The following is a 7,663-nucleotide window of genomic DNA, read 5'->3' on the forward strand; positions in this document are numbered from 1 at the left end:
GTCAAGGGTGGCCGAAGGCCATCGCGAAGCGACGCGACCGCAGGGAGCGCCCTTGACAGGCCGGCCCGACACGGAAGGACGATGAGACTGACGGGAAACCCCCAAACCCTCCCTGATCCGGACCGGCTCGGACCCCGTTCCTTCGGGCCCCCGCCCCCGCCCCCACCCCCCGCCCCCTAGTCCTCCGGCGGAAAAACCGGTTCGCCGGTGGCGGAGAGGGTGATCAGGATGGCCTCCACCGGGCAGCCCTCCGCCGCCGTGAGGGCGGGTTCGTTGGCGTCGGTCTCCGGGGAGCGGGGGTGGGACTGGCGGGCCGAGTCGAGGGCGAAGGCGTCGGGGGCGTGGTTCACGCACATGCCCGAGCCGATGCACACCGCCCGGTCCACCTCGATCTGCCAGCGGTCCCCCATCACGCACCCGCCGGCAGGTGGATCATCTTGTGCTCCAGGTACTCGCTCAGCCCCTCCGGCCCGAACTCCCGTCCCACGCCGCTGTTCTTGTAGCCGCCGAACGGGCCGAGCATGTCCAGGCTGAAGGTGTTCACGTTGAAGGTGCCGGTGCGCACCCCGCGCGCGAAGTCGATGCCGTGCTCGACGTCGGCGGTCCAGACGCTGCCGCTCAGGCCGAACTCCGAGTCGTTGGCCACCCGCAGGGCCTCCGCCTCGTCGCCGTACGGGATCAGGCAGACGACCGGCCCGAAGATCTCCTCGCGGGCGATCCGCATCGAGTTGTCGACGTCGCCGAAGAGGGTGGGCTCGACGTACCAGCCGCGTTCCAGGCCGGCCGGGCGGCCGCCGCCGGTGAGGATCTTCGCGCCCTCCTCCTGGCCGATGCGGATGTAGTCGAGGGAGCGCTGCTGCTGGCGCTGCGCGACGAGCGGGCCGAGCTGGGTGGCCGGGTCCAGCGGGTCGCCGACGACGAGGGCCCCGGCGGCCGCCGCGAAGGCGTCGGCGTACTCCTCGTAGCGGCTGCGCGGGACGAGGATGCGGGTCTGGGCGACACAGGCCTGGCCGTTGTTCATCCAGGCGGCGGGGACGATCCCGGCGACGGTGGCGGCCGGGTCGGCGTCGGGCAGGATCACGGCGGCGGACTTGCCGCCGAGTTCGAGGGTGACCCGGGTCAGGTTGCGGGCGGCGACCTCCATGACCCGCCTGCCGGCGGCCACGGACCCGGTGAAGGCGACCTTGTCGACGCCGGGGTGGCCGACGAGGTACTCGCTGACCTCCCGGTCGGCGGGCAGCACCGACAGCACGCCCTCCGGCAGTCCGGCCTCCCGTGCGATGTCGGCCAGGATGTAGGAGTCGAGCGGGGCTTCCGGCGAGGGCTTGAGGATCACCGCGGAGCCGGTGAGCAGCGCCGGGGCGAGCTTGGCGGCGGCCACGAACTGCGGGACGTTCCAGGGGATGACGGCGGCGACGACGCCGACCGGCTCGCGCCGTACGAGGATCGGGCCGAGCGCGCCCTGGCGGCGTTCCTCGTAGGGGTAGTCGGCGGCGACCTTGATGGCGGAGTCGTAGACCATCATCGCGCCGAGGGCCTGGGCGAGGATGCTCCAGGAGTACGGGGAGCCGTTCTGGGAGCTGATGGAGCGGGCGATCTCCTCGTGCCGGACGGCGATGGCGTCCTTGATGCGGGCGACGACGGCGGTCCGCTCCTCCAGGGACAGCCGGGGCCACGGGCCCTCGTCGAAGGCCTTGCGCGCGGCGGCGACGGCCCGGTCCACGTCGGCCCGGGAGGCGTGCGGGACGCTGCCGATGACCTGCTCGGTGTGGGGGGAGACGACGCGGATGGTGTCGGTGCCCAGCGGCTCGGTCCACTCCCCGCCGATGAACAGGTGTCCGTGTTCCACGAGCTCGGTCATGGCTGATGCCTCCTGGGGCTGCGCACGGTGTCGCAGAACTGATACCAGTTCTAGTTCCAGGAGTCCACGGCCCGGACAAGGTCGGAGCTGCGACCACCCCGAAGATCCGACGACTAGTCAGAAGCTCCCGGAGATGGTCGACTTGGGCGACTACTGAAACACGTTCTCGCAGGGAGCCCTCATGTCAGAGGCGAAGCCGAAGGTCACGTCACAGATCACGACCGACCACGGCGGAGGCGTGTGGGGCATCAAGGTCCCCATCCCCGACAATCCGCTCGGGCACACCCTCGTCCACGTCCTCGACACCGGCCGCGGCCCCGTCCTGATCGACACCGGCTGGGACGACCCCGCCTCCTGGGACGCCCTCGCCGCCGGGCTCGGCGCGCTCGGCATCGGCGTAGCCGACGTGCACGGCGTGGTCATCACCCACCACCACCCCGACCACCACGGCCTGTCCGGGCAGGTGCGGGAGGCGTCCGGGGCGTGGATCGCCATGCACGCCGCCGACACCGAGGTCGTCGTACGGACCCGCTCCGCCGAGCCGGGCGTCTGGTTCGCGTACATGGCCGAGAAGCTGGCCACCGCCGGAGCCCCCGAGGAGCACCTCGCCCCGCTGCGGGCGGCCCGGGCGAGCGGCCGGCTGCGGACGCTGCCCGGGCTGCGGGCCGCCGTCCCCGACCGGGAGATCGTCCCCGGCGAGCTGCTGCCGCTGGCCGGGCGCCGGCTCCGCGCGATCTGGACCCCCGGCCACACCCCGGGCCACGTCTGCCTGCACCTGGAGGAGGAGCACCCGGCGAACCTCCCCGGCAACGGCCGCCTGTTCTCCGGCGACCACCTGCTGCCCGGGATCTCCCCGCACATCGGCCTCTACGAGGACCCGGAGGACATCCGCGTCACCGACCCCCTCGGCGACTACCTCGACTCCCTCGAACGGATCGGCCGGCTGGAGCCCGCCGAGGTGCTCCCGGCCCACCAGCACGCCTTCACCGACGCCCCCGCCCGCGTACGGGAGCTCCTGGACCACCACGAGGAACGGCTGACCGGGCTGTGGCGGCTGCTGGCCGAGCCGCTGACCCCGTGGGCGCTCGCGGAGCGGATGGAGTGGAACCGGCCCTGGGAGCAGATCCCGTACGGCTCCCGGAACATCGCCGTCTCGGAAGCGGAGGCGCATCTGCGGCGGCTGGTGAAACAGGGCCGCGCGGAAGCGGTACCGGGCACGGACCCGGTGACGTACCGGGCGCTGTGACAAGAGAGGGGACCGTGACGAGAGAAGGAGACCGTGACAAGAGAGAGGGGGACCCTGCCAGGAGAGGGGACCGCAAGGGCCCCGGAGCCGAAGGCTACGGGCCGGTAGAGTGGGCCCGTCGTCCACACCTCCGTACGGGGGGAAGCCGGTGCGAATCCGGCGCTGACCCGCAACCGTGACCCCGCCCGCACCCCGCGGGACGGGAAGCCGGATTGCCCCGTACCGAGGTGCGCGGCTCGTGCCGCCGGGGCCTCCGGCGGCCGGCACCGTCGAGGTAAACGGAGCCGGAGCCCGGTGCCCGCGTGTGCCTGCCCTCCGCTCCCCAGCACGAGAGGCACTCGCCCCACATGAACGTCCGCCGCAGCGCCGCCGCGCTCGCCGCCTCCGCCGTGCTCTGCGTGGGCGCCGCCCCCGCAGCCCTCGCCGACACCCCGCCGCCCTCCCCCTCCGCGCCCCCGGTCGTCCCGTCGGGCCTGTTCGGCAAGGCCGACCCGACGTACGACGGCGTGTGGCGCCAGTCGATCGCGCTGCTCGCCCAGCGGACGGCCGGCGAGAAGCCCGCCGCGCAGGCCGTGGACTGGCTCACCGGCCAGCAGTGCGCGAACGGCGGCTTCGCCTCCTTCCGCGCCGACGCCGGCAAGGCCTGCGACGCGACGACCGTGTTCGACACCAACGCCACCGCCATCGCCGTGCAGGCGCTGAAGGAGCTCGGCGGCCGGGACGCGGCCGTCAAGAAGGGTGTGGACTGGCTGAAGTCCGTCCAGAACGAGGACGGCGGCTGGGCGTACGTGCCGGGCTCCCCCAGCGAGGGCAGCTCCACCTCGATCGTGATCAGCGCGCTCGCCGTCGCCGGCGAGAAGCCCGCCGGGGTCAAGTCGAAGGCGGGCAGGTCCGCGTACGACGGCCTCCTCGCCTTCCAGCTGGGCTGCTCCGCCGAGCCGGCCGCCGACCGGGGCGCCTTCGGCTACCAGGCCGCCGACGGCAAGCTCCCCGCCAACGCCGACGCCACGGCCGCCGCCGTGCTGGCCGGCCTCGGCAAGGGCGCTGTCGTCGACCCCGCCACCGCGGACACCGCCCCCACCGCGCTGCCCTGCCCGGCCGGTGCCGCCGACCCGGCGGCCGCCGCCCAGGGTGCGGCCGGGTACCTCGCCGAGGCCCTGAAGAAGGACGGCCACCTGACGGCCGTCACCCCGGGCGCGGACCAGCCCACCGCCGACACCGGCAACACCGCCGACGCCGTGATCGCCCTGGCCGCGGCCGGGCACCGGCAGGCGGCCACGGGCGCGCTGGAGTGGCTCAAGGCCAACTCCGCCGAGTGGTCGAAGGGCAACCCGGCGGCGCTCGGCACCCTGGTCCTCGTCGCGCACGCCACCGGCACCGACCCCAAGGACTTCGGCTCCACCGACCTGGTCGGCGCGCTGAACGCGACGGGCCCCGCCCCGCAGGCGGGGGACACCGAGCCGCAGAAGGTCGAGAGCAAGGACGGCTCCGGTTCCGGCAACCAGAACATCTGGTGGATCGTCGGCGCGGGCGCCGCGGCCGGCATGGGCATCGGCATCCTGCTGAGCGGCCGCCGGAAGAAGAACCAGCTGTGATCCGCCGCCGTCCGCGCACCCTCGCCGCCGTGCTCCTGGGCGTACTGCTCACCCTGCTCGCCGCCTCCCCGGCCCTCGCGGCGGGCTACCGCTACTGGTCGTTCTGGGACGGCGCGGGCGGTCGGTGGGCGTACGCCACCCAGGGCCCGTCGACGGCCCGCCCCGCGGACGGCACGATCCTCGGCTTCCGCTTCTCCGTGAGCAAGGACGCGGCGGCCGAAGCAGCCAAGCCGCGCGCGGCCGCCGACTTCGAGGCCGTCTGCTCGGGCACCGCCCCGGCGGACGGCAAGAAGCGGGTGGCGCTGGTCGTCGACTTCGGCGTGCGCGAGGACGCGCCCGGCGGCGAGGCTCCGCCGCAGGACGCCCCCCGCACCGCCTGCGCCCAGGTGGCCCCCGACGCCACCGCCGCCGAAGCCCTGGCCTCGGTGGCGAAGCCGCTGCGCTACAACGGCGCGGCCCTGCTGTGCGGGATCTCCGGCTACCCGAGGACGGGCTGCGGGGAGCCGATCGCGGACTCCGAGCCCAAGGCCCCGGCCGCTTCGGCGTCGGCGTCGGCCGCCGCGGCGCCCGGGGACTCGGACTCCGGGCCCTCGGCGGGCCTGATCGCGGGCATCGTGGCGGTGGCCGCCCTCGGCGCGGCCGGCGTCTGGCAGTCCCGCCGCCGCCGGCGATGACGCACGGCGCGGCGGGTACGCACGCACCCCCGGCCGGGCGCGGCCCCGGGCCGGCCGGTCGGGGGGTGCGCGGGCCGACGTACAAGAGGACGTGGAAGGCACCCGAAGCGCGGCGCAGCAACGCCCTGCACGCGGGGGCCTGGTGGCTGTGGGCCCTCGGGCTCGCCACCGCCGCCTCCCGGACCACCAATCCGCTGCTGCTCGGGCTGATCGTCGGCGTCGCCGGGTACGTGGTCGCCGCCCGCCGCACCGACGCGCCCTGGGCGCGTTCCTACGGCGCCTTCATCAAGCTCGGCCTGTTCGTCATCGGGCTGCGGCTGCTCTTCTCCATGCTGCTCGGCTCCCCCATCCCCGGCGCGCACGTCCTGTTCGCGCTGCCCGAGCTGCCGCTGCCCGGCTGGGCGCAGGGCATCCGCTTCGGCGGGCGGGTCACCGCCGAACAGCTGGTGTTCGCCTTCTACGACGGGGCGAAGCTGGCGACGCTGCTGGTGTGCGTGGGCGCCGCGAACGCCCTCGCGAATCCGGCGCGGCTGCTGAAGTCCCTCCCGGCCGCCCTGTACGAGGCGGGGGTGGCCGTGGTCGTCGCCATGACGTTCGCGCCGAACATGGTCGCCGACGTGGCGCGCCTGCGGACCGCGCGGCGGCTGCGCGGGCGGCCCACGGGCGGGGTGAAGGCCGTCCTCCAGATCGGGCTGCCGGTGCTGGAGGGGGCTCTGGAGCGGTCGGTGGCCGTCGCCGCCTCGATGGACGCGCGCGGCTACGGGCGCACCGCGCAGGTCCCGCCCGCCGTGCGGCACACCACCAACGTGCTCACCCTCGGCGGGCTGCTCGGCATGTGCGCGGGCACGTACGGGCTGCTCGCGGCGGAGGGCGCCGCGTACGGGCTGCCCGTGCTCGGCATCGGCCTGCTGCTGGCGCTGGCCGGGCTGCGGCTCGGCGGGCGGCGCAGCGTCCGGACCCGGTACCGGCCCGACCGGTGGGGGGCGCGGGCGTGGCTGGTCGCCGGGTCGGGGGCGGCGGTCGCGGTCCTGCTGATCCACGCGGGGTCGGTGGACCCGGAGGGGCTGCGGCCGGGCGTGGTCCCGCTGTTCGCGCCGACGCTGCCGCTGTGGCCGGCGGCGGCGATCCTGATCGGCCTGCTTCCCGCCTTCGTGGCACCCGTACCTACCCAGGAGTCCGCGCAGTGATCCGCTTCGAGCAGGTGTCGGTGACCTACGACGGCGCCGCGCGGCCGTGCCTCCAGGACGCCGACTTCACCGTCCCGGAGGGGGAGCTGACGCTCCTCGTCGGCCCGTCCGGGGTCGGCAAGTCGACGCTGCTCGGGGCCGTGTCCGGGCTGGTCCCGCACTTCACCGGCGGTGTGCTGCGCGGGCGGGTGACGGTCGCGGGCCGTGACACCCGTACGCACCGGCCGCGGGAGCTGGCGGACGTGGTGGGCACGGTGGGGCAGGACCCGCCGGCGCACTTCGTGACGGACGTGGTGGAGGACGAGCTGGCGTACGGCATGGAGTCCCTGGGGCTGGCCCCGTCCGTCATGCGGCGCAGGGTGGAGGAGACGCTGGACCTCCTCGGCCTGAACGAACTGCGCGACCGGCCCATAGCCACCCTCTCCGGGGGCCAGCAGCAGCGGGTCGCGATCGGCTCGGTCCTGACGCCGCACCCGAAGGTCCTGGTCCTGGACGAGCCGACGTCCGCGCTCGATCCGGCGGCGGCGGAGGAGGTCCTGGCGGTGCTCCAGCGGCTGGTGCACGACCTCGGCACGACGGTCCTGATGGCGGAGCACCGCCTGGAACGGGTGGTCCAGTACGCGGACCGGGTGCTCCTCCTGCCCGCCCCGGGCGCGGCGCCGGTCCTGGGCACCCCGGCGGAGATCATGGCCGTCTCCCCGGTCCACCCTCCGGTCGTCTCCCTGGGCCGCCTGGCGGGCTGGTCCCCCCTCCCCCTCTCGATCCGCGACGCCCGCCGCCGGTCCGCTCCGCTCCGGACCCACCTGTCCACCCTCGCCCCTGCGGCCGTTCCCGGGCCCACACCCACGCCTGCCCGGACCTCCCAGGACTCCGCCCCGCACCCCACAAGGCCCGGGACGCCCACCACGAACCCCGCCGAGGGCCGGTCCGCTGCCCCGTGCGCCACCGCGTCCCAGGGCTCCGCCCCGGACCCCGCGCCTCAAACTCCCCCGGCTACCGCTGGGAGGGACCCCCGGGCGAGGCTGGAAATGCCCTCCGGTCACCCCGGCCCGCAGGCGGAGCCCGGCTCCGCCGATTCAGCCTCGCCGGCGTTTGAGGCG

The 7,663-nt window shown here is 75.0% G+C and carries 7 protein-coding genes and 1 riboswitch; of the genes, 5 read left to right on the plus strand and 2 right to left on the minus strand.

Annotated features, from left to right (window positions below):
* Positions 1-176 precede the first annotated feature (176 nt).
* Positions 177-410 carry a ferredoxin gene (locus ACFV0Q_RS35105; protein WP_385011102.1) on the minus strand — a complete coding sequence of 78 codons (234 nt, stop codon included), beginning with the start codon at positions 408-410 and terminating at the stop codon, positions 177-179.
* Complete coding sequence (locus ACFV0Q_RS35110; RefSeq protein WP_385011104.1) at positions 410-1,861, minus strand: aldehyde dehydrogenase; 1,452 nt, start codon at positions 1,859-1,861, stop codon at positions 410-412. The genes ACFV0Q_RS35105 and ACFV0Q_RS35110 overlap by 1 nt, the downstream gene beginning before the upstream one ends.
* A gap of 181 nt (positions 1,862-2,042) precedes the next feature.
* Between ACFV0Q_RS35110 and ACFV0Q_RS35115 the strand changes: the two genes are divergently transcribed.
* The 5 genes from ACFV0Q_RS35115 to ACFV0Q_RS35135 form a co-directional block, all read left to right on the plus strand.
* Positions 2,043-3,107 (plus strand): MBL fold metallo-hydrolase, encoded by a 1,065-nt coding sequence (locus tag ACFV0Q_RS35115; RefSeq protein WP_385011106.1) that lies wholly within the window; start codon positions 2,043-2,045, stop codon positions 3,105-3,107.
* A gap of 138 nt (positions 3,108-3,245) precedes the next feature.
* Positions 3,246-3,325, plus strand: a riboswitch (cobalamin riboswitch).
* Positions 3,326-3,454: 129 nt separating this feature from the next.
* Positions 3,455-4,702 carry a prenyltransferase/squalene oxidase repeat-containing protein gene (locus ACFV0Q_RS35120; RefSeq protein ID WP_385011108.1) on the plus strand — a complete coding sequence of 416 codons (1,248 nt, stop codon included), beginning with the start codon at positions 3,455-3,457 and terminating at the stop codon, positions 4,700-4,702.
* The gene (locus ACFV0Q_RS35125) at positions 4,702-5,376 is read left to right on the plus strand and encodes an SCO2322 family protein (protein WP_385011114.1); all 675 of its coding nucleotides are present in this window, start codon (positions 4,702-4,704) and stop codon (positions 5,374-5,376) included. Before ACFV0Q_RS35120 ends, ACFV0Q_RS35125 begins: the two co-directional genes overlap by 1 nt.
* Positions 5,373-6,563 carry an energy-coupling factor transporter transmembrane protein EcfT gene (locus ACFV0Q_RS35130; protein ID WP_385011110.1) on the plus strand — a complete coding sequence of 397 codons (1,191 nt, stop codon included), beginning with the start codon at positions 5,373-5,375 and terminating at the stop codon, positions 6,561-6,563. The genes ACFV0Q_RS35125 and ACFV0Q_RS35130 overlap by 4 nt, the downstream gene beginning before the upstream one ends.
* Positions 6,560-7,663, plus strand: a 1,104-nt coding sequence (locus ACFV0Q_RS35135; RefSeq protein ID WP_385011112.1) for an ATP-binding cassette domain-containing protein, incomplete at its 3' end; no start/stop codon positions are given. The genes ACFV0Q_RS35130 and ACFV0Q_RS35135, both read left to right, overlap by 4 nt.

The organism is Streptomyces sp. NPDC059564, assembly GCF_042735575.1.
Classification (GTDB): Bacteria; Actinomycetota; Actinomycetes; order Streptomycetales; family Streptomycetaceae; genus Streptomyces.